Origin of the sequence: Maridesulfovibrio bastinii DSM 16055 (genome assembly GCF_000429985.1) — a bacterium.
GTDB lineage: Bacteria > Desulfobacterota > Desulfovibrionia > Desulfovibrionales > Desulfovibrionaceae > Maridesulfovibrio > Maridesulfovibrio bastinii.
Map to the genome: position 1 here is coordinate 15653 of NZ_AUCX01000022.1, position 24274 is coordinate 39926.

The following is a 24274-nucleotide window of genomic DNA, read 5'->3' on the forward strand; positions in this document are numbered from 1 at the left end:
TCCAGACCACTATATAACTTGTATGACTACTCCGGTATACGCGCTATCTGGGAACGACTTACTCCACCAAGCCCTTGTGTTGCCAACATAAGACCAAAACCAAGTTCTTTTATGTTATGGTTGGTAGGTTTATATGTGGCATTATTTACCATTGCTTCCAATAGGTATGACAGAGCTGTTCACACTTACGAAGTTCAAATTTCAAACTTCCAGACTCAAATGGCCTCAGATTACAGAGCAGAAGCATGTGGGGATTTAGCCAGACTGCAAAGAATAGAAGTTCCGGTTAAACCTGATGTATTAAACCCTAAATTAACAATCAGTTCCTTTTTTTTAACTCAAAAATATTTAGAAGGACAAAAAATACTTATTTCAACTATACTTAGATATAAATCAAAATTAACTCATGCCAATTTAAGTAATGCCAATTTGAGTGAAATCGATTTGCGTGAAGCAAATCTTAATTGCTCTAATCTATCAAAGGCAAATTTATCAAAAACAAAACTTGACGATGCCAGTCTTAGATTTGCTGATCTAAAAGATGCAAATCTTGAAGGAGCCACATTACAACGAGCATGTCTGGTAGGAGCCAAATTAAACGGAGCTAACCTTAAATTCGCATTCTTGGTATCATCAGATCTCAGACTAGCAAACTATGCAAAAGCAAACCTTGCATTTGCATTTTTAAGTAAGGCTGACCTCAGAAGAGAACCACCCTTTTTTTTAAACAATTCTTCTGAAATATATAAAAAAATATTACTTAAACAACTTCCTGATGAAAAAAGTAATGCACTTGCATTGTCTAAAGTTGAAAATCTTCGGAACGCAAAATTTTCACCAAAATTAGAAAAAGAACTGAGAAAAACACACCCAGAGCTATTTGTTGAACCGAAAGGATACAAAGGTAATGACAACTAACAAACCGGAGAATCACCGCAATCAACCACGGTATTCTCCTTAACCCACTCCCACAGCTCCGCCTTTTCCGCCATGTATTTCCCCTCCACCTGTCGGATGGGCGAGTTATCCTTTCCGGCCCAGATGCGCACGGTATTGCGGCCTACTCCGAAGAGCTTGCCTATTTTGTCCAGTCCGGTCACGATTTCAACTGGTCTGACAACCATTTTAATACCCCCCTGTGGAATGAGTCATTCCTGAAAAGTAATTATCCTGAACAAATCCTGCGGCAGCGTTTTCCAGATCCAGCCCGGCAAGGGCATAAAGCACAGCGGCAACAGGTGGAAACTCTTCCAGCTTATGGCCCAGATCGTCACGTCCCAGAATATTATACTCCAGCACAGCCTGAGACTGACCGAAATGCAGGGTCTTTATATTTCTAGTTCTGCGATCCACAAGGCGGTCATAATCCCTGAAAGTCCGGCTCCCGTTCATTGCCGGCGGTGAAACAAGGTCCAGACACGGCAGTCTTAAACGCTGCCTGCGTTCATTGAACATCTGCACCAGCCTTGTCCCGGCATGATTAAGCGGTGTGCGCCAGACCTCCACCTGCAGCATGTCCTGAAGGTTCGCCATTTCCCGGCACAGAGTTTCGTGGTCCTCATGCAGAAATTCCGCCACAACCTCCACCCGGTGATGATCCGTCCCCCTGACAGGCTTAATATCCTCTGCCAGCACAGCAACAGCACCGGGTTTGATATCATAGGGCCATGCAACGCCACCGGAGACCCTGCGGTAGTTTCTGCCCGTCTCCACGTCCTTCAGAATGCGCTTTCCGCTCACAGGCGATATCACGGGTTTAAGCTTTTCAATCAGTCTCATTTTTCCACCTTCCATTACTTCCTGAGGTCATTGAGCAACCGTGCTGCGGCCTAGCTCATGTCGCGCCCTTCGGTCAGCCCGCCACGACGCAGGAAATATTCCAGAGCCTGAGTCATCACATCCACCTGATCCTTGAACTTTGAACCCGGAAAATGCTCCACCTCGTCCAGAAAATCATCCAGCCACTCTGCGGACTCCGGCAGCCAGACATTGCCGCCCTCGATGGTATCGGCAACAGCCTTGGCCCTGTTTTCCTTGTCGCCTCCGGTAACGGCCCACGCAACCACCGGAAGCCTTGTTGATTCCTGTAAATCCTGAATAACGCTTATCCCGCTGGACTTATCTTCAATCACAATGGCGGAAGGCCTGTTAATGGCGTAGCGGTCTTTGATGGCCTTTTTAAGGGCCGGATATTCAACCTTTTTGCGGTACACATCCAGCAGATAAAATCCGTTGTAGGCTTCACCCCATATCTGGCCGCAGGAATATGCGCTGGAGACTTTGGTTTTCTGGGCCGTATCCCAGTGTTCAACGATGCGGTTGAAGCGCGGCAGCTTTGTGTAACGCTTGAACCAGTCCAGCTTGAAGATAGCTCCGCCCTTGGGAACAGGACGCTGCTGGAGCTGTCCTGCCGCCTCGGTGGGAGATGAAAATGAATTTTCAATGTGAGTCAGGGTTTCCTCGTCAAAACGCTCCGGCCAGAGAAGTTCGCCCTCTTCGGTGCGGGGATCTTCAAAACCCAGAACAGTGTGATACTTGTTGCCCTCATATCTGGCCGGCAGGCAGAGATGCACATAACCGCCCTTATCCAGAATATGGCCGCTTAAATCCTGCTGGTGGCCTCGCTGCATGATAACAACGAATGCTCCGGTTTTAGGATCATTGAGGCGGGTCTGCATGGTGTTGTCCCACCAGTCCAGAACCTCGTTGCGCTTGGCATCGGAATTGACCTCGGACATATTGTGCGGGTCGTCAGCAACAATACGGTCGCCGCCTTCACCGGTTGCCCTGCCGCCGACTGAAGTGGAAAAACGGAATCCTCCGGCCATGTTCTCAAACTTATCCTTGGCGTTCTGATCTTTTTTCAGCTGCACATGCGGCCATGAATCCCGATACCAGTTCGAGGTCACAATCTCACGGGTCTTCATGTTGTCACGGGTTGAAAGCATAGCGGAATAGGAGCTGAAGAAAAATTGAATCCACGGATTGAAGGTCCACTCCCACGCAGGCCAGCAGACAGACACGGATAACGATTTCATGTGGCGCGGAGGCATGTTTATCAGCAGTTTTGGAATCTGTCCGGTGCTGACAGCCTCAAGATGTTCCACAATTGCGCCAATGTGCCAGCCGTCCACAAATGTCCGGCCCGGCTCGATAACATGCCAGGCATTGCGGATGAAATCTTTGAGCGAGATATCCGGCTTTCCGGTTCCGAGCCAGTTGGACCCGGTCTGTGGAACCTGCTCTTTCAGATTCATAAGCAGATTCCCCATAAGACCGCTTGCTTTCAGTGATTTACTCATATTTCGTTCATGTAGATATTCCTGATTTCCTCAGGCTGAATGCAGAGGTAATCAAGAGTCTGTTTTGGGCTTGAATGGTTGAAAACTTCCATCAGCTGGGCAACGCTGACATTGTGAACCACACGCTGCTGGTAACCGAAAGTCTTTCGCAATGAATGGGAGCCGTAATTGCCCTTCAGATTGATTTTCTCGCACCACTTCTTCACCAGCTTGTTGACGTAGTTCGGAGCCATTGGCGCACCATCCCTGCCCGTAAAAAGATACTTCTGTTCCATATCCCGGCACTGAATGGCCCAAGGTTTGACCGTTTGAAGAACAGCATTGTTGATCGTAATTCTGCGCTGCTTGCCGGTTTTGCTTTCTTTCAGCACCAGCTCGTCACCCACCTTTGCATCAACAAACTGGTCCACTCGAAGCTGAACCAGATCCACGGCCCGGAGATTCGTGTTGATTCCGACAACGAACAAAGCTAAATCACGAGGACTGTCATCGAGCAGCTTTTTCAGGCTGGCAATGTCCTTGCGTGAAATGATAGGATCAACCCTTGTTGAGCTTCCTTTTTTCGGATGATTCGGATTATTCGTCATTTTCGACCTCCTTTTGTTAAAGTCTAACTTTTGTTACTATAATCACACTTATTAAACTTTTGCAAAAGTTTTTCTAACTTTATTTTGACCAAAAACAATGTAACTATCTAAAATAAAAGTACTTAAAGCGTTTTTTACAACTCTAATCTTTATATTAAAGTTAGACTTTTCCTATTTTTTAAAAACTAAAAGTTAGACTTTTCCGCTCCACCGATTCCGCCGCCGATTCCAAAATCTAAAGCCGATCTTGCAGCATTGATTTCTGTCAGTCTGGCAACAATTCGCTGCTGAACTTCAGGAGCCGCATTCTGAATTTCCTCCAGAACGATGGATTGAAATTCTTCGACCTTCTTGAGCGAATAAATCTCACTTTGCATTTTGAAAACGAACTCAAGCTGTTTGCGCAGCTCGGCCTGCAGCTGAATCAAAAAGCCGCCAAGATCACGTTTGGAGCCGGCAAGACGGCGCAGCTTGCTCTGGCAGTCACGATATTCCTGCGAAGACTGATCTCCGTGAAGGACAACGTGAACCATTTCGAGCAATTCCCGGCATTGTTTTCCAAGAGCTTCGAGCTGATCGGCAAGTGAAAGCTTGGCACTGATCATTTTTGGAGCTGAAAACAATGCAACATCCTTTGAAACAGCTAGGTCAATACGCTTTTTAGCCTTTGAGACAGCAGCTTGAGACACACCGAAGAAATCAGCAGATGCACTTTGCTTCCATCCAAGCTCAACTAACTGTTTAATTAACATTTCCTGATCTATTTTACCACTTTTATACGATGGATGATTCTTTAATTCTTCAAGCATAACAATCAACTCACACTGTTATATTTCAACACTGCATTAATTTTATAACTCAGTAACTTTACTCTGACTCGGTTAAAATTAACTTCCGCTTAACCTTCCCCAACGGCAAGTTTTCTTGCATATTCCTCCTCGCTCATGCCTTGAGACCCTGCCTGACCGGAAGTTAATCCGTTAACCTCCATTTCCTCCCGGCTTTGATACTCACCTCCAAGAACTCTGGACATTTTTTCAGGATTAATCAGCCATGGAAGACTGGCTTTCCATTCCGGATTAACTTCACCCAGCAAAAATGGAAAATCTCTGACCTGTTCAAAGTACCAACGCCACCACAAAATGCCTTTCTCATTCGGTCCACCTTCACACCTGCACTTTCGGACTTTTCCCATCAGCTTTTCAGTCACTGCTTTCGGCTTTGGCAACTCCGGAAGAACTTCGCAAAAAACTTCCACCAACTCGTCACCCTCCGGGGGACTATAGGGGGTATTTACGTAGAGAGTAGGAGAAGGAGAAGGGGCATTGCTAAAATCGCCGTTTTGCATTTTTTTAGCTTTGCCGGATTTATGCTCGTGCAATGCACTGGCATCATCTTTTTTTTCCTCTATTTCAGAACTCTTTTTCATCTCTTTAACAGGCTGTTTTTTCTCTTTTTTCCATCTTGCGGCCGCAGCTTTTTTAGCCTTCTCTGATCTTTCCCTTGCCTCAGCTGCCCAAGGCTGCATTTCATCCCACTCGCAGATATAAAAATGACCATCTTCTTTACCAATCATTTCAAGCTGTAATAGCATTTCAACATAGTCATGACGGTCAAGATCAACCTTGCAGGCAAAAAGCAGGTCTTCTTCATCAAAATATCTAGGAAAATGACCGGAATCACTGGGAAAATGTTTGGCACAATAGCACCATAACAGAATCACTCCCAACACACCCTCAGTCCCGAACCGTCTCATTATCTTCTGGAACCTGAAGTCCTCAAAAAATTCAACGTCCAGCCGGATGTCAGTCACATTTTTTACTCGCCCAGCCATGACCGCACTCCTTAAAATTTTTTCTGCTTTGCGGGTTCAATGCAGTGGCAATGCACTGGCATTACTCAAGCAAATTTTTCTCTATAACACTTTAAAAAGATTCAAAAAAAACAGGGAAGGCCCTGAGAACAAGAGCACTTTCACCCAAAATCAAAAAATTTCAGGCTGTGCTTTATTTATGCGGATGCAATGCCAATGCACTGCATCCGCATAACAACCGTTAACCATCCCTGTTCCTAACGCCGGAATCTTTGATGATGAAAACCTGCTGGTCATGTTCCACATCTTCCGGACATTTACAGAGCTTGTCGCACATCGGGCAGCAGATCCTGTCGCCAATCTGTCTGGCCCTGACATAAGAACCTTTCAATTTACATTTCTCAGCTCCCACAACCAGTAATCTCCAGGGAGAATGTTCAGACTGCCTGACAACGGCGTGGCGTAAAAAAGACATTACTCACCCTCCTCGGCCGGAAAAAAGTCCAGCCAGTTCCAATCCTGTTCCTTATCATTTAAAAATTGCAGTCTCCTGCGGCGGTAAACGGTCTCAAGACTTCCGGTATTCGAGTTCCTGCTTTTGGCCACATCAAGGGTGACCGTAACCAGATCATCAATTGTTTTTGGATTCCACGGACGGATAAAAATAACCTGATCAGCGTCCTGCTCAATCGCACCGGACTCACGCAGATCAGAAAGCAGAGGAATTTTATTTTTGCGAGATTCAACCTCACGGTTGAGCTGTGCCAGCACAAGCAGAGTTATTCCGCATTCGGTTGCGGTTTCTTTCATAATTCGAGAAATCTCGGCAACTTCTCTTTCTCTGGAACCGCCTTTTGAATCAGGCCGTACAAGCTGAATGTAATCAACAACTGCCAGCCTCAATCCGAATTCACGTTTCCAGCGTCTACACTGCGATCTAAGCTCCGAAGCAGAAAGCGAAGGCCTGTCCCATATTCGCAAACTAGAATCCAGCCCCTCAAAATACTGGGCAAAGTCATATATATTGCTCCAATCTTTCTCAGAAAATTTCCCATCACGAAATCGCATACTGTTAATGCCGTGAGTTGACGCCAAAAAGCGGTTCACCAGCAGATAGCGCATCATTTCAAGTGAAAATATGCCAACAGGAACTTCCTTAACTATTGAATACAAAGAGAAATTAAGAGCAAGTGCGGTCTTGCCGTTGGAGGGACGGCCTGCAAGAATAACAATTTCACCAGGCAGAAAGCCCCCGGTGATACTGTTAAGTTTATAAAGATGGGTTTTAATTCCGTCACCACCTCGGGCTTCAAGGCCTTCAAGATAACTCACATAGTCATGTATTATCTCCGAAGGTTTCTGGGCAGAGACTTCAATCCTGTCCTCAAGAACGGAATCAACAATCTCCTGAGCCTTTGCGGCAAAAGTGGACGGGTCAGTATCATTTGAATAAGCGTTTTCAATCAGCTGCTGACCCATAGCGGCCATGGCCCTGCGGCGTGCATAGCCTTGAAGATCTCTGGCCCAACTTTCAGCATGGCTGACAGGTTGAGGATCTTCCAGCAGTCCAGCAAGATAAACAGGCCCACCACAAGCATCGGAACGGCCGTTTTTTATAAGACGGTCATTTAATGTTACCAGATCAATAGGAATCTGATCTCTGTGCATGGCCATCATCGTCTGCCATAGAGCCTGATGGACAGGACTGTAAAAATAATCAGGGGATTTTAATATGGAAAGCAGAGAATCAAGATTGCGTCCATTAAGCCTGATGACGGCACTGAGAACGGCCCTTTCCAATTCAGGATTGTTAGGTGGAGCGGTGATACTCATGACCACCTACCACGACGAGCGGGGACAAATAGGGGACAAAAACCAAAAAAAACCCCTTTAAAACAACTATGGAGATGTTGTTGTAAAGGGGTGTTTATATTGACATTGGTGCGAAAGGAGAGACTCGAACTCTCACGGCTAGGCCGCTGGATCCTAAATCCAGTGCGTCTACCAATTCCGCCACTCTCGCACTCTGAAATATTCAATCAAACGCAGACATTTGTAAAGATACGAAATGTCGTATGCCGTTGGCTTATTATAAAGCCTTGGCCTACGTGTCAACCAAAATCGTTAAAATTTAATTCATTAATGTATGAATATTAATTCAAGGAATTTAAAATAAGACCAAGTTTTCTTTCCAGATCATTCAAATCTTTTGCCATGATCCGTATCAAAGGCTCGTGCCCGTCACTTCCATTGTCACAAACAGCGTCCACAACACTATTGGGCTCACATTCGGACAATGCTTCGGAAACACCCCATTCCAGCGTAGAGGTTTCATCTCTGCGATTTTTATCAGGTTCATTATTGCGGTCAAACCACTTCAGGAGCATCCCACAATCAGTCATAGCTTTCAAGATTGCATCATCGAGACGAATATTAATCATGCAATTGATATCAGGGACTTTTTTTCGAGCTGCAATAATTATTTTTGACATTCTTTCGGATGCTCCGAATTTAGGCATTCCTGAAATCAGGACTTCCCCATCTTCAGCAACGCAAAATCCGCCTGAAAAGGCAGCAACATCTTCTGTCAACCCGGCATAGGGCAACGCCAGCGCTACATTCATTCTGGATTCAGGAGCAATCCTTAATAAATTATGCTTGCATTTTATTTTCTTACCAAAATCATAAAGCTCATTTAGAACATTTACTTTGAGTCTTTCAATAAGCATAGGTGCAAGGTGATTCGGCGGCCCGCTTCCTTCCCCTAAACTGAAAGAAGACCTAAGTGCCAGATTAAGAAACTGTTGGGCATGACGAATGGCGGTGACCAAATTCTCACCCTTTGCAAGTCCTGAGGCGATTGCTGCAGAAAGAGTACATCCTGTGCCATGATTATTATTACACTTTACTCTCTGCTGCATAAGAGGAATAGGCTCCTGTCCTTTTATGCCCAGCCAGTCTGTAGCCGCAACTGAATCAAAATGTCCGCCCTTGATCAATACGGCCTTGGGTCCCATACCCAATAAAATTTCTATAGCTTTAAAGAAATCTTCACGGCATTTGATTTCAATACCTGTAAAAAGTTCTGCTTCAGGAACATTGGGAGTAAGCAGGTCAGCAAGCGGAAACATCTCCATCATAGCTTCTACAGCATCTTCCCTAAGAAGCCTTGAACCACTCTGGGCTACACATACGGGATCGACAACCAGAGGAAACTTCTTGTCTGCCAGCACCCCGGCTACGGTTCTGATTATAGGTGCGGAAAAAAGCATACCGGTTTTAGCAGCATCAATTTTTATATCACTGGTAACAGTCTCAATCTGGAGAGCCACAAAATCAGGAGTAAGTCCTTCAATACCGGAAACAGTGCATGTATTTTGAGCCGTTACTGCTGTTATTGCACTTGCTCCGTATGCTCCCATCATAGAAATAGTTTTCAGGTCCGCCTGAATACCAGCCCCACCACCGGAGTCAGATCCGGCTATGGTTAAAACATTTGGAAGAGCTTCCATCATTCCTCCATCTATATGAATAAAATTAATTTATTTTAATATACAACATGGTTTTGTACCCACGAAGAAGTATATGGTCAACACGAAGACTACAAAAGAAAAAAACTGTTGAACATATATAAAATTTCCCAGAACTAATAACACCGATATATTTTATCTTTCTTGCCTGTGACAGACTGCGTCTATATAGTCCAGCTTATGAGCAAAGCAACCATTATCGCCAACGGACAACAACCTGATTTTCTGCCGATGACTCCAGAAGAAATAAAAAAGCTTAGCTGGGAACGCCCGGACATTCTGCTTATTTCAGGAGACAGTTATATTGATCACCCCAGTTTCGGTATCCCGCTGCTAGGCAGAGTTCTAGCTGCAAACGGATTCAAAGTAGCGCTTATCTGTCAGCCGGATTGGACTGACCCGGACTCTGTAAAAGCACTGGGCCGCCCTAAACTCTATGCTGGAATTTCCGCAGGTGCCTTGGATTCGATGGTTGCACATTACACCGCTTTCAGAAAAAAACGCAGTGATGATGCCTATACTCCCGGAGGAAAAGCCGGAGCACGCCCCAATAGAGCCTGTATTGTCTATACTAATCTGATAAAAAAAGCTTTTCCCGGTCTTCCTGTTATTCTCGGGGGTATAGAGGCTTCACTTCGCAGAATATCCCATTATGATTTCTGGACTGATAAACTTAGAAAACCAATTCTTTTTGACAGCAAAGCTGATCTGGTTGTTTATGGCATGGGTGAAAGGGCCATGCTCGAAGCTGCTGTAAAATTAAATCAGAACGGTTCATCAGAAGTTCTAAAAGGTATACGCGGGACTGCTTACATAGGAAAAGCACAGGACCTTCCCAATAAAGCAGACAGTTATTATCTTCCATCACATCAGGAAATGCTCGATTCTCCACAAAAATTGATGGAAGCCACAATGTTGCTTGAAGAACAGGTTCATGGCGGCAAAAAAAACGCTGTCCAGCCTGTAGATTCAAGATTTGTTATTCTTACTCCACCGGCGGAATATCTTGAAACTGAAGAGCTGGACTGGCTTTATTCATTACCTTTTAAACGCAGGTCACACCCCTCATATACCCAAAAAATTCCTGCTGAAACAATGATCAGATTCAGCATTACTTCACATCGCGGCTGCGGGGGTGGATGTTCTTTCTGTTCAATAGCACTGCATCAGGGCAGGCATATAAGGTCCAGAAGCAAAAATTCAATACTTTCTGAAGCAGAATCAATGGCTTCACTTCCGTTTTTTGACGGTTCAATATCCGATGTCGGTGGCCCCAGTGCCAATATGTGGATGGCCGACTGTGTTCTTGAAAGAGGAAAATGCAACCGTAAAAGCTGCCTAGTTCCAAATGTATGCCCACAGTTTAAATTCAATCAGGGCAAAAACCTTGAGATGCTCAGGGACGTAAACAAAGTAAAAGGAATAAAGCATGTCAGGGTGGCAAGCGGTGTACGTTTTGATCTTGGCCTCAAAGACCGCAAGAGTCTGTCTGCCCTTTTCGGTGAATTTGTTGGAGGGCAGTTAAAAGTTGCACCGGAACATATTTCTCCACCTGTTCTTAAATTAATGAGAAAGCCTAATCTTCCGGTTTTTGAAGATTTTTTAAAAATGTTCCAGACCGAATCAGATAAATACAACAAGGAACAATATGTAATTCCTTACCTTATGAGTGCTTTCCCCGGATGTACGGATAAAGACATGCAGAGAGTTGGAGAATGGTTCGGCAGCAGAGGTTGGAAACCACGGCAGGTGCAATGCTTCATTCCTACTCCGGGAACTGTAGCCACGGCCATGTTTTATAGCGAAACTGATCCTTCCGGTAACAAAATTTTTGTAGCCCGCAGCGATGCACAGAGATTGCGGCAGCATGCCATTCTTGTTCCTGATATCGGCAGCCGACCTGATAAACATAAAAACTCAAATCATCATTCAAGATTTAAAAACAGCTCAAAACAAAAAAATGTAAAACAATCAGCTAATACCAGCAATTCTTACTCTAAAAAGAAAAATAAAGGCGAAAAAAAACGTAAAAAATAAAATTAAACCTTGTTACACTTGGAATGAGCTAATAAATGAACTATTGTATTTAAAACAATAAACTCTTCCGCAAGGATCCAATATTATGTGTTCCAACTCTTTCGCCAATTTATGCATATTTCATATTATGGATGGATTAAGAGACGGCCTTTCACATTTCTCACATCCAAGCCGAACGGCCCTATTGTATGCAATCAATCCTGATGATCCTATAAGAATTTATGATCCTCAGGATCTTCTGCGTGGTCATGAACCGGTCCTTGAAAAAATCTTTCTTGAATCGGAAGACTGGAAACCGGGATCAGGCCACAAGGAACAAAGCCGGCTTATTAAAGTTGTAAAAAACAAAAATCTGGAACTATCAGGCCTTATTACCTGTGGAGCACGCTCTAACAGTATTTTCTATCAACGCTGGTTTACAGAGCACCATCCGGATCTCTGCTCTACAGGACCGACTGAAAGCTGGCTTGAATACGCAGCTCTTCTGCTTTCTGAAGACTTTGCGACACAAAATATTTTACGCATAGACAGTTCCGGCCACCTGCTCAGAGAATATGCAACACACGCGGTCCGCGACTATATTGTTGATCAGAGAAATATGGTTATGGGCTGGGATACACAGATAAGGGTCTATCCTATTCTTGATGCAATTCTAGGTATTTCAAAAACAAAAGAAGAAGGAGCATGGGCTAAAGGAGATTTAATCTTTATTGAACCCTCAGAACTCAACGGGATAAATTTCATAGCCAAATTTCCTAAAAATGAAAGGCCAGAGTTAAAAAATCATAAGCACGTACGAAAACTTCTGCAATCAGTTGAATTTTCAGGAAGAAAACTTGTTTCAGACGGTAAGGAAGTTGTTGGAATTGCCAATTGCGCACCGACTGACAATTCAATAACCGCTCATTTCAGAGGAGAATTCGGATTCCTTTACCTTTCTAAAAATCCTGTATGCAGCTTCTCGGACGCTAAGTTCTCTTCCACAAATTATCATCCGAACCTCGTTCAACTTGAGGAAGTTCTGATTGAACTTAATATTGATCCCAATGACCGCCATGAAATGTTCAAGATAGTCAACAAGCTGGTGAGCAGTGCAGGACATAGGAGTCATGGCTGCACACTCGTGCTTGATTTTAATGATGAGCCTGTAGACATTGCCGGGCAGACTCTTGAAGAACCGATTGATTTGCGGGAACCTGAAATGGAATCACTGGCGCGCTCACTTACTAAACTTGACGGAGCAGTTCACATCGGGAAAGACCTTCACCTCCACGGTTTTGCCTGTCTTCTTGACGGACGCAGTGTTTCTGGTGAAAACCGGGCCAGAGGAGCAAGATTCAATTCCGCCCTACGCTTCACAGCTGAGCGTGACAATATTGTTATTATCGTAGTTTCTTCAGATAAACCTGTATCAATAATTCAGCATGGTATTGAGCTGACAGCACAATGTAACTGGCAGCAGCAATTTGCATGTGTAACTACTCCACCTGAACTTGAAGAGTGGATAAATCCATAATGATTGTAACGGTCTGCTTCCACAATGGATGCAGACCGTTTATAATAACTAACCTGCTTTAAGCATGGAATTTTCGTATTCAGGTGAATCTTTAAGCCCGGAAAGAAGTTCTTTGACGGAATTATCATCATCCCGGCTGACTTCAAGCACGTCATAAAGCTTCTGCAACTGCAGAAGAATCTGTTCAAGTTTGGAATCACTGGCCACCGTAAGATACATTCTGCTTCTTCCACCATCTCCAACAGGACCACAGACTATTCCTTCAAGGTTAAAATTTCTGCGGGAGAAAAGTCCCGTAATCTGACTCATTACACCGGCATGGTTTCTAACCAGAAGATTGATCACATAGTTATGCATTTTCTTAACCTCCAATCATTTCACGATTAGCACATTCAGGGGGAACCATAGGGAAAACATTATTTTCAAAGCCTATGGGTATATTTATGAGACATGGGCCATCAAACGAAAGCAGTCTGCCAAGAGCTGCTTCAGGGTCATCTTCACTGCCGAGGTCAGCTGAAACAATTCCGAATCCGGCAGCAACAGAAGCAAAATCAGGATTAGACTTGAAAGTTGAGGCAACATACCTTCCTTCAAAAAAGAGTTCCTGCTGTTGTCTAACAAGCCCTAATCTATTGTTATTCATTATTAAAATTTTAATATTCAACTGCTGTTCCGCAAGAGTGGCAAGCTCCTGAATATTCATTAAAATAGAACCGTCACCACTGACACAAACAACTTTCCTTTCTTTATCAGCTAAAGCTGCTCCTATTGCGCTGGGGAGACCGAATCCCATTGTACCAAGCCCACCAGAAGTAAGCAGAGTTCTGGGCCCGCAAAACGGATAATGCTGTGCAACCCACATCTGATGCTGTCCGACATCGGTACAGATAACCGTATTATCTGGAACAAATTCTGATATCTTATGGATCACGTTGATGGGATGAAAGAAGTCTTCACTGTCAGGGAGCTGTCTGGGATTACTTGAGCGTATTTCTGCAACCCGGTTATTCCACTCTAAACGGGATGATTCTGGAACAGATTTACACAAATCCTGAAGAACCAATTTAACATCACCAACAACTGAAAGATTGGAGCTTTTTATTTTTCCAATTTCGGAACGATCAATATCAACATGGATTATATCAGCGTGGCAGCAAAATTCATTTGATTTACCTACAGCACGATCATCAAATCTCACCCCGAGGGCTATAAGCAGATCTGCTTCTTCCATAACCATGTTGGTGTATCTGGCCCCATGCATACCAAGCATTCCAAGGAATCCGGGGTCCGAATCCTTAAAAACCCCGAGCCCCATAAGAGTCGAGACCGCAGGGATAGAATTACGTTTTGAAAACTCCTGAACTTCTTTAACAGCATCCCCGGCGATAACTCCCCCGCCGACATATAAAACCGGACGTTCGGCCTTATTTATCATTTCGAGAGCACGTTCCATATTATCTTCATTGAACATCACCGGTTCGTCCTTGATATAAGGCTCAGGCCAGCTCTTTATTTCAATAACTTCATTCTGAATATTTTTAGGTACATCAATAACTACCGGACCGGGCCTCCCTGACTCTGCAATCCGAAAAGCTTCCGGTATAACTTCAAGAAGATCTTCACAGCTCTGGACTAAAAAATTATGTTTGGTGATTGGTATTGTCAGGCCGTATGTATCAACTTCCTGAAAAGCATCAGTTCCAATGAGGGAATTGGTAACCTGACCTGTGATGGCGATAATAGGAATGGAATCAAGACATGCATCGGCTATGGCCGTTAAAAGATTTGTAACACCGGGACCGGATGTGGCTAAACATACTGCCGCTTTGCCCGTGGTCCTTGCCATCCCCTGCGCGATGAATCCGGCACCTTGTTCATGTCGCGAGAGGATATGTTTTATAGAACTTTTTCCAAGGGCATCGTAAATAGGCAGAGTAGATCCCCCCGGAATGCCGGCAACGGTTGTAATACCCTGCCGTTCCAGCATGTTGATGATAATTTCCGCACCACTCAATTTCATTATCACACCTTCCTGTTTCCTTTTTTCCATTCCAAAAAGAAACCCCCCGCCGGCTAAGCCGGCGGGGGGTTGAAAAGTCTGCAAGAATTTACACTTACAAGATTACAACCTTCCCTCCGGCTTGATGAAGCTCACGACGACCACAATAGAAACCACGACCACTGCAACAAATGCAGGGCTTACTAGGTTTCTTAGTGATAGAGTGAGGGAAGCTGTATTCATCTTTTAAAGTATTTTCCTGTTTTTCCTTAAATTCCTTAAAATTTGATTAAAACTATTTCAGGAAAAAATAATTAGCAAGCACTTTTTAAAAAAACATCTAATAAACTTTATATAATCCAATCCACCCTGTTTTATGTCCCAACAGACCACAACTAATTTTAAAAAAGAAGGCACTCATTAAATTAATTAACAGCATAGGGAGGTCGTTTTTTTTCAACAAAAGAGCTCTTGAAAGCTTTACTTTATATGGTCCTCTACGAAATCTGATATCAATAAGTTTTAACTTATACGGAAGCCTAAGCTGGACCTGCTCGTCATCGGAGCCAAAAAAATTTTTTATTCCATGAGGATAATAAGGTTTAACATGGTCCAGATCCAGCCAGAAATGTTCATGTAAAACGGGAGTAGCAATGAGCAGTCGGCCCCCCGGTTTAAGATGTTTTAAGTACCCACTCATAAATTCAATAAGGTCTTTAAAATCAAAATGCTCTATAATATGTGATAAAATCAGCAGATCAAACTGCTCATCCTTAAATTCACGTTCAAAGCTATCCACATCAACTACATTGAAACCTTCAGAAACAGCCATATTCACAAGGTTTAAATTTTTCTCAACCCCGAGAATATTATGGAAACCAAACTTTTTTAATAAAACAGTCTTGGAGCATCTTCCACAACCGACTTCAAGAATGCGGACATTTCTGTTTTCTGAATCTAAGATTCTTTTCCATTGTCTCTTTTCGTAAACAGACAAAACACTAGTGATTTTCTTTATTTTTTTACGTTTTTTTTTCGAAGGTGTTAAATTCATAGTTCTCCCAGAAAGGAATGAATATACCGAGCAGCTTCAGCAGCTCCATCAAGATTAATGTTAGAACTTTTTTTAAGACCTGAACCATGAGCCGCTGCCAACGCTTTATAAATTCTGTCGGAGCCGACCTCTTCACTCCCGATAACATCAACAATGAGAGGAGAAGTTTCAGACAACATTCTGGCATGTTTTTCCTGTTCACCATCTTTCATGCCTCTCAACATGACAACAGCAGGAATCCCGGCAGCCAGAACATCTGTAAGACTGTTATACCCGCCGTAAACCAGAGCACAGTCAGCCCTTAAAAGATCACTTAAAAATCCCGGACCAACACTATTCATTTCTATTTCCACACCGGGATCAATCTCATTCAATAAAGACTGTCTTTCATACTCGGTACAGCCACCAAGGTAAAAGCTCCACTTTCCACGCCCCATCCTGTTGACCGCAGTAATGATATTTAAAAGCAGTTCTTTTGAACCGGACATCGTCCATGGAACGGAAACAACCCCGTCGAGACGCTCTGAAGTTTTACCCCTTGGAGACTTGTCCCAAAGTTTTTTAAGCTCATTAAGTCTCGAAACATATCCTGCTGTAAATGGATTAGCGTTGAAATGATCTCTAAGACGATTCAACTCTCCCTGCCCTGAAACCTTTTGATCTCCGTACCAGATCAAACCATGATAATGGCGCGAATATAAATCAGAGGCAAAATCGGACCAGACTTTTCCGACTTCACCTACAACACCACGAATTCCCAAAAGCCATCTGGTATCTGAACCATGGTTCTCTTCAAGAGCTTTAACAAGCTCACGATGCTTTCCCTGAGGAGTATGATCCGCCAGAACTACAGCCGGTTTGAAATTCTTAACTATATCATCGATCATTACAGATCGTAATAAGCCTAGATCATTATCTGCAAAACCTGATGGACCAGAAACACCGGCCGAAACACCGGAGACTATGCTTGTTTCATAAGAAGGAAGTTTCAGCCAATCAACTCTTCCTTCGGTTAAATCTGTTGTTTTAGAACATCCAGTCATCAAAAGGACGGATCTATCAGCATAAAGGCGTTTAAAAGCCATAGCCACTGCAGCACTTCTGCTCACATGTCCCAGCCCTCTGCCGTCATGGGCATATACCAGCAAATCCAATCTTGAATTCATTTAATTTTCCCGAACAGTTATTTTTTATATTTTGAACTGATAGTGTATTTCTCCGCAAGTAAAAAGATTGTAACTGAAAGAAGTATTTTAAAAATTGCAAGAATATTCAAAAAGGAATAATTCTGTAGAGACGCCTTTATGGATACTTTTTTGTCAAGGGATTTACATGGGTTCACCTTTCAGCTAGGAACACTACTTTATTATGGCCCGCCTTGCGCAAAAATCAAAAACTTCGATTATAAAAGATATTCCGGAACAGAGGATGGATAAAAAATATAATATTCTGATGTACTCCCACGACACTTACGGTCTTGGACACATTCGGAGAACAATGGCCATTGCATCCCAGCTGAAGGCCGAAGGCGTAAACATCCTGATAATGACCGGATCACCACTGGTCGGGCGCTTTGAATTCCCTGAACAGATTGATTTTGTAAGAATCCCGGGAATGATTAAAAAATCTAACGACGTTTATGTACCCCACTCCATAAAAATTGATCCTATTCATGCAATGACAATCAGGCAATCCATTATAGATGCCACAGCCAGAAGCTTTAAACCGGATCTTTTTATTGTTGATAAGGCTCCGAGAGGACTGAAAAGCGAGATAATGCCCACGCTTGAATGGATGAAAGCCGAGGGCAAAACAAAAACGGTCCTTGGTCTCAGAGACATTATGGATGACTCCAAAAGCACAATTGAAGACTGGCAGCAGAAAGGAATCTATGATGTCCTTGAAAACCTGTATTCTGAAATATGGGTATACGGTCATAAAGAATTTTATAATCCGGTTACTGAGTACGCCATCCCGGACTCAGTAAGTAAAAAAATGATTTTTACCGGATATATTCCACGCCGCAAGCATTCAAAAAACAAAGTCTGCAAAGCGCGCAACTGCAAAAAAACAGTTGTAATTACTGCTGGAGGCGGCGGAGACGGATATCCACTTATGGATACCTTTTTAAAAGCTATGGAAAACCATGGTGAACAGGAATTCAACGCTGTGATGGTAACAGGCCCGTTTATGCCAAAAGAGCAAAGGCTTGATCTCGCCAGACGTGCCAAAAAACTTTCTGTTACTTTCTATCATTTTTACAGACGAATGGAAAAACTGTTCAGCAATGCTGATCTTGTTGTCAGTATGGGTGGTTACAACACCATATGTGAAATTCTTAGTCATAAACAGGTCAGCCTTATTGTCCCCCGTGAGACACCACGACTTGAGCAGACAATAAGAGCTAATGTTCTTAAAGAACAGAAACTGGCCGATTTTCTACCGTGGCATGATCTGGAGCAGGAAGCTCTTCTGGAAAAAATCCACCATCTGTTAAATAACTCCATGGAAATCAGACAGGCTGTAAATTCATTCAAATTTACAGGCCTTGATGTGATGCATGAAAGAGTAAAACTTTTTAAAAAATCAATATGACAAATACTTCAAAACCTGTTCTGGGAATGATTTTAAAGGGTTACCCAAGAATATCAGAGACATTTATTTCCAATGAAATCAGATTATTGGAAAAACGCGGTGTTAAAATTCATATTATTTCAATGCGTAAGCCCCGCGAAAATTTTACCCATAAGTCAGTTAAAGAAATTCAGGCTGAGGTTTCCTATCTTCCTTCGGAATTAGACCTTCTAATGAAAGAATTATTCAACTCTACTGAAGCTGAAGCGTGGCTGAAATGTGCAAATTATAAAACAGATCCTGAATACAAGAAACGTGCTGATCTGATTCAGAAAAAATACTGCGCCAATAAATCAGATGCGTCACTCAAGCATTTATTGCAGGCAGAATACATAGTTGAAAAAATTCTTCCAGATTCAGGGATAAACCACATCCATGCTCACTTTGCACATTCACCAACATCCGTAGCCCGTAACACCAGCCTTCTTTCAGGGCTTCCATTCAGTTTTACGGCCCATGCCAAAGATATCTATACGCAGGCTCCTGAAAAAATTACTGACAAAATCAGCGCAGCATCCTTTGCAGTTACCTGCACCGGTTATAACTGCAAATATCTGCAAAGCATTGCTCCTGAAGGAAAACCGATACATAAAGTATACCATGGTATAGACCTGAGTCTGTTTTCTTCTAAACGCAGTCCTGAGGCTAAAGCTCCTTACAATATTTTAACAGTAGCCAGATTTACAACAAAAAAAGGATTGCCAACTGTATTTAAGGCTTTAAAAGAACTGGATAAACGTGGACTTGACTTCAAATACCGCATTGTCGGTGAAGGTGATGAACGGGAACAGACTCTAGCCCTTATTGATGAGCTGAACCTGACACACCGCGTTGAATGGCTGGGCACCAGACCGCATGAAGAAGTCCTTGAAGAATACAAAAAAGCTGACGTATTTACACTTGGCTGCGAAATAGCTCCAAATGGCGATAGAGACGGGATTCCAAATGTTCTTGCAGAAAGTATGGCGATGTCGGTCCCTGTAGTGACTACTAATATTTCAGGCATCCCTGAATTAATAGAAAACGGCAAAAGCGGACTGCTTGTTGATCCTAAAGATCCGAAAGCAATGGCTGATGCTCTTGAAAGAATTCTTACGGATCAGGAATTGAGGGGAAAAATTATCCCGGAAGCTTTAAAAAGAGTCCATGAAGTTTTCGACAATACTTACTGGATTGAAAAACTTTTTGAAGTTTATGCTCAGCATGGTATTAAAGCCTGCTGATAAAGCATGATTTAAATACTGGTTTCCAATGGCGGTTGCATATTTAATTGTGCAACCGCCTGCTTTTATCCAACGCATCTTATGGAGAATCAAAATGCGGATAGCCTTTTATGCGCCACATAAGACGATAGACCATCCGACTCCGTCAGGTGACCTGTTTATTGGTAAAAGTCTTTTTGATTCACTTAAATCACAAAGGCATGATATCCGCATCATCAGCAGATTCAGAGCACGAAATATTTCAAAAAAGCCACTTAGATTTATAACTTTTTTAAAAGAATACCGTGATACCCTAAAATTACTTTTAGATTTCAATCCTGATCTCTGGCTGACATATCACAGTTATTATAAATCTCCTGATATTTTAGGACCGCTGCTGTCACAAAAACTTAATGTTCCCTATGTTATATATCAGGGAGTTTTCTCCACTAAAAGAAGGAGGGAGTTTATAAACTGGCCCGGCTATATTTTAAATAAAAAAGCTCTGTTGAATGCAGATCATATCTTTGCAAACAAGAGCATAGATTATAAGAATCTCTCGCGTATTATTCTACCGGAAAAGCTCAGCTTTCAGCGTCCCGGTATTCAAATTTCGCAATTTCAATTCTCCGCAGCAGCGAGAAAGGAAATAAGAAACAAACTTGAAGTAGATGCTAAAACCGTTATTCTTTCCGTGGCGATGTTCAGAAAAGGCGTAAAACAAAGAAGTCTTTTAACGCTGCTTGAAGCCTACAAAAAAGTCGAAACTAATTTTTCAAATAAGACACAGCTGATTCTTGCCGGAGATGGTGAATGCCGTGAAGAACTGGTTAATGCAGCTCAAAAGCTTGGCATAAGCAGCATCAATTTTATCGGCGCAATCAGTAGAAATGAATTATACAAATATTACAGCGCGGCTGATATTTTTGCTTATCCAGGAATAGGTGAAGCTTTGGGTATGGTTTATCTTGAAGCACAGGCTACGGGTCTTCCTGCTGTGGCCTTCAACACAAGAGGACCATCTGAAGCCATTGAAAGCGGCTCTACAGGGATACTAACAGAAGAAGGAAATATTGAATTGTTTGCATCAGCAATCTGTGACCTTGTAAAAAATAAAAAACTTCGTAAAGCCATGTCATTGAACTCAAGACAAAGAATAGCAGAACTATTCGATATCAATACAAATTTTAAAGAAATTGAACAGAAGTTGTTAACAGTATGCAAGCGGAGACAAAAATGGGAACAGCCCGTATAGCACTAATTCGTCATTCGATAACAGAATGGAATGAAATTGATCGTATTCAGGGGCAGTTCAATTCCCCACTGACTGAAAATGGAATCAATCTGGCTAAGAGCTGGATAGCAAAGCTTAATCCTCAGCAATTTGATGCCGTCATCTGTAGTGATCTGGGCAGAGCAATCCAGACCGCCGAAATAGTAACAGCAGGAATAAACATTCCTTTTTTCATGACTGAAGGACTGCGTGAAGAAGATTGGGGAATATGGAGTGGAATGCTACTCGCAGACATAAAAAATGATTACCATGAAGAACTCGAAAAGCAGGTAATGAAAGGTTGGGATTTCAGGCCTCCCAATGGAGAAAGCAGAACTGAAGTAGCTGACAGAGCTGAGAAGTCCTTATACTCTGAGATTAATAAAGTTATTAAAACTACTGGAAATAATTCACCAAAAATACTTGCTGTATCCCATGAAGGGGTATTAAAAGCTTTAATCTACAGACTTCTTGGTCATGATTTTATGCCAACCCCTAAAAAAAGTCTTAAAAAACGCAGGCTGCACTGGCTTGATTTTAACGGAAAACTTTCCATTGCAAGCCTTAATAATAAGATATGAAAATTTTTTACTACTGCCAGCATGTACTCGGGATGGGTCACTTTTTCAGAAGTCTTGAAATATGCAAGGCTTTGAAGGGAGAAGATATACTCTTTCTCTCAGGTGGTCCTGAACCTCCAGAGCAGATGCCAGACTATGTTAACTATCTTCCCCTGCCTGCGCTCTGTATGGATGAAAATTTCGGAGGCTTAAAACCTCTTGATGAAAAACGTGATCTGGAAGAAATAAAAGCTGAAAGAACAACTAAAATTCATACTGCTTTCAAAAACTTTAACCCCGATATTTTTCTGGTAGAGCTATTCCCCTTTGGACGCAAAGCTTTTCGTTTTGAACTTCTTCCTTTAATGAAGGACATTAAAAATGGTCTTCTGCCAAAATCAAAAATAGTATGCTCCCTTAGAGACATACTAGTAGAACGTGATGATGGCGGCAAACATGAAAGAATGAGTGTAAAGACACTTAATGATTTTTTTGATCTAGTTCTTGTCCACTCAGACGAAAAAGTAATTAAGCTTGATGAAACATTTTCCAGAGTTCAGGAGATTAAACCGGAAATAAAATATACCGGTTTTGTCGCCCGCACTCATAGTACAAAAACTGATATCGATATCAGGTCGGAATTAAAACTCGCAGTAAACGACAAATTACTTGTAGCTTCGGCCGGTGGCGGTAAAATCGGCGGCCCTTTGCTTAATTCAGTTGTCGACGCATTTATCAAGCTAAATTCCAGTAATGGTCTTATAGTTTACACAGGCCCTTTCCTTGATGAACAGGAATATAATAATCTTAAGCACAAAGCTTCAAATTCTTCTGCCAAAATTATCATCAGACGTTTTACCTCAGAATTTGTTCCACTGTTAAAAATGGCTGACGGGCTTATATCCATGGGTGGCTATAACACCATGATGGATATTGTCAGCACCGGCATACCTGCTCTCATTCATCCTTTTGCCCAGAACAGAGAGCAAAAAATGCGTATTGATAAAATGTCAGGCTATATAAACATTGATATTATAGAAGAAAATGAAATAAATTCCAGAACAATGCTGTCAGGAATTAAGAAACTGCTAAAAGCCAAGCGCAACACTATACCCCGAATCAAAATTGACGGGGCAAATGTTTCAGCTGAGATACTCAAAAATTTCAAAGGATAATCCCTGATGCCATATCGTACTGTCTCCCCTGTCTGGAAGAATAAGAGCACTGTTTTACAATCCGCATTGGAAAATTGGATTACAGACATTGAAAAAGTAATCCCTGACACCGGAACGGATGTTTTTTTCAGGGCTGACGACATCGGTTATCCCGGCAGACAGTTCTCAGCCATGATCAATGTATTCAAAAAACATAATATTCCGCTGGCACTGGCTGTCGTTCCATGCTGGCTGAATGATGCCAGAACTGAAAAGATACTTGCTGAGCTTGGTCCGCAATATTCACTATGGTGCCTGCATCTTCATGGATACCGTCATATGAATACCGAACCTGAAGGTAAAAAATTTGAATTCGGATCATCACTTGATAAACAGACTATCCTGAAACGTCTTGCAGCCGGTAAAAACAAACTTGAAAATAATTTTAAAGATAAGTTTGTTCCTATATTTACCCCGCCATGGAACAGGTGCTCTCTGGCAACCATGGAAAGTCTTCTTGAACTGGGATTTACTGCAATTTCACGCAGCACGAATGTAAAGCCAACTCCACCTGAAAAACTTCTCGATCTCCCTGTAAATATTGACCTGCACACAAGAAAGGAAGATTCACCTGAAGAATCATTGCGAGAACTTCTCAAACAGATGTCTGAAGCATTAATGAGTGGTCAATCCGGATTCATGCTGCACCACCAGCGCATGAATGAAAAAGCTTTCTTTTTTATAGACCAACTTCTGCCAATGCTTGCCTCAGTAAAAAATGTTAGAATTAAAACTCTTGATTCATTTTGCCCAAATCAGATTTAACTCTATTTCGTTTTTTTAACTTTGCTTTAAGCGAGTTATTATATAGTTTATTTAAATGAAATACTTAAACGGCTGATAAAGAGTACTTAGAATGTCCGAAAATGATCGTATTCCTTTTCAGGAAAACTTTTCCAAAAAAGATATCGAAGCGCAAATAGTTCTGCCATTCGGTAAATCTTTCGAAATCAGTATTAAAAGTCTTAAATCAAGATTTTTAAGGAATATGGTCACTGTGACCAGCCTGATGCTGGCGGTGTCTTTTCTGGCTTATGTCCTTACAGGCGGAGATATTGCCGGAGGTATTTTTAAATCCAATGACCAGCATCTGATAAAAATTCTGGATCAGGCCGGGTATGAAGCCGGTGGCAGCCCTAAGGAACGCTGGATAGTCATACTGTCTCTACTTGTCTGCACAGTGGGTATTATAAATGCCCAGCTTATGGCGGTGACAGAAAGATTCAGAGAAATTGGAACAATGAAGTGTCTGGGAGCACTGGATAGCTTTGTGCTGCGACTATTTTTGATCGAATCATCAATGCAGGGAGTTGCAGGATCAATTTTCGGAGCAATCGCCGGAGCTCTAATATCAATTTTGACAGGACTGCTCCGCTTCGGTTTTGACGCTCTGAAATATCTCAACATTACAGACGTAATGTTTTCAATTTTAATTTCAATTGCCGTTGGATTCGGACTAAGTATACTCGGTGTATTGTATCCTGCTTTCATAGCAGCGAAAATGCGCCCTATCGAAGCTCTCAGAGTCGAAGAATAATTTAAACATACTG

At 42.5% G+C, this 24274-nt stretch carries 23 protein-coding genes and 1 tRNA gene; 10 read left to right on the top strand and 14 right to left on the bottom strand.

Going from position 1 to position 24274, the window contains the following annotated elements; translation table 11 throughout:
* Positions 1–135: 135 nt before the first annotated feature.
* Positions 136–918 carry a pentapeptide repeat-containing protein gene (locus G496_RS20610; RefSeq protein ID WP_051295004.1) on the top strand — a complete coding sequence of 261 codons (783 nt, stop codon included), beginning with the start codon at positions 136–138 and terminating at the stop codon, positions 916–918.
* Here G496_RS20610 and G496_RS0111825 read toward each other — a convergent pair.
* The 10 genes from G496_RS0111825 to thiD form a co-directional block, all read right to left on the bottom strand.
* Positions 915–1124: a hypothetical protein gene (locus G496_RS0111825; RefSeq protein WP_027179468.1), complete on the bottom strand. Its 210-nt coding sequence runs from the start codon at positions 1122–1124 to the stop codon at positions 915–917. The genes G496_RS20610 and G496_RS0111825 overlap by 4 nt on opposite strands.
* 1 nt (position 1125) lies before the next feature.
* Complete coding sequence (locus G496_RS0111830; RefSeq protein ID WP_156900647.1) at positions 1126–1779, bottom strand: hypothetical protein; 654 nt, start codon at positions 1777–1779, stop codon at positions 1126–1128.
* Between the two features lie 50 nt (positions 1780–1829).
* Positions 1830–3302, bottom strand: coding sequence for a phage terminase large subunit (gene terL / locus G496_RS19580; RefSeq protein ID WP_051295005.1), 1473 nt, complete (start codon positions 3300–3302; stop codon positions 1830–1832).
* The gene (locus G496_RS0111840; protein WP_027179470.1) at positions 3299–3889 is read right to left on the bottom strand and encodes a tyrosine-type recombinase/integrase; all 591 of its coding nucleotides are present in this window, start codon (positions 3887–3889) and stop codon (positions 3299–3301) included. Before G496_RS0111840 ends, terL begins: the two co-directional genes overlap by 4 nt.
* 185 nt (positions 3890–4074) lie before the next feature.
* A complete protein-coding gene (locus G496_RS0111845) occupies positions 4075–4698 on the bottom strand; it encodes a hypothetical protein (RefSeq protein ID WP_027179471.1) in 624 nt (207 codons plus the stop codon).
* Between the two features lie 89 nt (positions 4699–4787).
* A complete protein-coding gene (locus tag G496_RS0111850; protein WP_027179472.1) occupies positions 4788–5723 on the bottom strand; it encodes a hypothetical protein in 936 nt (311 codons plus the stop codon).
* 220 nt (positions 5724–5943) lie between these two features.
* Positions 5944–6177 (bottom strand): hypothetical protein, encoded by a 234-nt coding sequence (locus G496_RS0111860; protein ID WP_027179474.1) that lies wholly within the window; start codon positions 6175–6177, stop codon positions 5944–5946.
* Positions 6177–7535: a replicative DNA helicase gene (locus G496_RS19585; RefSeq protein ID WP_051295006.1), complete on the bottom strand. Its 1359-nt coding sequence runs from the start codon at positions 7533–7535 to the stop codon at positions 6177–6179. The genes G496_RS0111860 and G496_RS19585 overlap by 1 nt, the downstream gene beginning before the upstream one ends.
* 106 nt (positions 7536–7641) lie before the next feature.
* A tRNA-Leu gene (locus tag G496_RS0111870) sits at positions 7642–7725 on the bottom strand.
* 130 nt (positions 7726–7855) lie between these two features.
* A complete protein-coding gene (gene thiD / locus G496_RS0111875) occupies positions 7856–9214 on the bottom strand; it encodes a bifunctional hydroxymethylpyrimidine kinase/phosphomethylpyrimidine kinase (protein WP_027179475.1) in 1359 nt (452 codons plus the stop codon).
* A gap of 198 nt (positions 9215–9412) precedes the next feature.
* On the opposite strand from thiD, the gene G496_RS19590 reads away from it, so the two are divergent.
* On the top strand, positions 9413–11269 hold the full coding sequence (locus G496_RS19590) for a YgiQ family radical SAM protein (protein ID WP_084407559.1): 1857 nt from the start codon (positions 9413–9415) through the stop codon (positions 11267–11269).
* A gap of 85 nt (positions 11270–11354) precedes the next feature.
* Positions 11355–12785 (top strand): DNA integrity scanning protein DisA nucleotide-binding domain protein, encoded by a 1431-nt coding sequence (locus G496_RS0111885; RefSeq protein ID WP_027179476.1) that lies wholly within the window; start codon positions 11355–11357, stop codon positions 12783–12785.
* A 48-nt stretch (positions 12786–12833) separates the two neighbouring features.
* Here G496_RS0111885 and ilvN read toward each other — a convergent pair whose 3' ends face one another.
* From ilvN to G496_RS0111905, 4 genes are all read right to left on the bottom strand, one after another.
* Entirely contained in the window at positions 12834–13142 is a 309-nt protein-coding gene (gene ilvN, locus G496_RS0111890; RefSeq protein ID WP_027179477.1) for an acetolactate synthase small subunit, read from the bottom strand.
* Positions 13143–13146: 4 nt separating this feature from the next.
* Positions 13147–14838, bottom strand: coding sequence for a biosynthetic-type acetolactate synthase large subunit (ilvB, locus tag G496_RS0111895; RefSeq protein WP_245577912.1), 1692 nt, complete (start codon positions 14836–14838; stop codon positions 13147–13149).
* Between the two features lie 289 nt (positions 14839–15127).
* Positions 15128–15841, bottom strand: coding sequence for a class I SAM-dependent methyltransferase (locus tag G496_RS0111900; protein WP_051295007.1), 714 nt, complete (start codon positions 15839–15841; stop codon positions 15128–15130).
* Entirely contained in the window at positions 15838–17007 is a 1170-nt protein-coding gene (locus tag G496_RS0111905) for a hypothetical protein (RefSeq protein WP_027179480.1), read from the bottom strand. Before G496_RS0111905 ends, G496_RS0111900 begins: the two co-directional genes overlap by 4 nt.
* A 262-nt stretch (positions 17008–17269) precedes the next feature.
* Between G496_RS0111905 and G496_RS0111910 the strand changes: the two genes are divergently transcribed.
* The 7 genes from G496_RS0111910 (at position 17270) to G496_RS0111940 (ending at position 24261) form a co-directional block, all read left to right on the top strand.
* Complete coding sequence (locus G496_RS0111910; RefSeq protein ID WP_027179481.1) at positions 17270–18436, top strand: glycosyltransferase family protein; 1167 nt, start codon at positions 17270–17272, stop codon at positions 18434–18436.
* Positions 18433–19698 (top strand): glycosyltransferase family 4 protein, encoded by a 1266-nt coding sequence (locus tag G496_RS0111915; protein ID WP_027179482.1) that lies wholly within the window; start codon positions 18433–18435, stop codon positions 19696–19698. The genes G496_RS0111910 and G496_RS0111915 overlap by 4 nt, the downstream gene beginning before the upstream one ends.
* Positions 19699–19792: 94 nt before the next feature.
* The gene (locus G496_RS0111920; protein ID WP_027179483.1) at positions 19793–20932 is read left to right on the top strand and encodes a glycosyltransferase family 4 protein; all 1140 of its coding nucleotides are present in this window, start codon (positions 19793–19795) and stop codon (positions 20930–20932) included.
* Entirely contained in the window at positions 20914–21531 is a 618-nt protein-coding gene (locus G496_RS0111925; RefSeq protein WP_027179484.1) for a histidine phosphatase family protein, read from the top strand. The genes G496_RS0111920 and G496_RS0111925 overlap by 19 nt, the downstream gene beginning before the upstream one ends.
* Before the next feature lie 32 nt (positions 21532–21563).
* Positions 21564–22685, top strand: a complete 1122-nt coding sequence (locus tag G496_RS0111930; RefSeq protein ID WP_245577913.1) for a glycosyltransferase family protein — start codon at positions 21564–21566, stop codon at positions 22683–22685.
* A gap of 6 nt (positions 22686–22691) precedes the next feature.
* Positions 22692–23489: a polysaccharide deacetylase family protein gene (locus G496_RS0111935; protein WP_027179486.1), complete on the top strand. Its 798-nt coding sequence runs from the start codon at positions 22692–22694 to the stop codon at positions 23487–23489.
* A 91-nt stretch (positions 23490–23580) separates the two neighbouring features.
* Positions 23581–24261: an ABC transporter permease gene (locus tag G496_RS0111940; RefSeq protein ID WP_027179487.1), complete on the top strand. Its 681-nt coding sequence runs from the start codon at positions 23581–23583 to the stop codon at positions 24259–24261.
* The last annotated feature ends 13 nt before the right edge of the window (positions 24262–24274 follow it).